Origin of the sequence: Caballeronia sp. ATUFL_F1_KS4A (genome assembly GCF_023630905.1) — a bacterium.
Classification (GTDB): Bacteria; Pseudomonadota; Gammaproteobacteria; order Burkholderiales; family Burkholderiaceae; genus Caballeronia; species Caballeronia zhejiangensis.
The window spans coordinates 1-254 of record NZ_JALQEB010000065.1; the positions used below are offsets into that span (position 1 = coordinate 1).

Here is a 254-nt window from a genome sequence, read left to right on the forward strand (position 1 = left end):
GCGGGAGTAGCTCAGTTGGTAGAGCGCAACCTTGCCAAGGTTGAGGTCGCGAGTTCGAGACTCGTCTCCCGCTCCAGATTTTGAAGGTTCTGAGGTCGTCGGCGCTGAATTGGCAAAGCGCAAAGCGCAAAGCGCAACGCGGCAGCAGTACCGGCAGTAGTTGTATCGCAGGATATTGCGGGAGTAGCTCAGTTGGTAGAGCGCAACCTTGCCAAGGTTGAGGTCGCGAGTTCGAGACTCGTCTCCCGCTCCAG

Annotated in this window: 2 tRNA genes; both read left to right on the plus strand. The window is 57.9% G+C overall.

Annotated features, from left to right (window positions below):
- Positions 1-76, plus strand: a tRNA-Gly gene (locus NCS03_RS31050).
- 101 nt (positions 77-177) lie between these two features.
- Positions 178-253 (plus strand) — tRNA-Gly (locus tag NCS03_RS31055).
- Position 254: the final 1 nt, after the last annotated feature.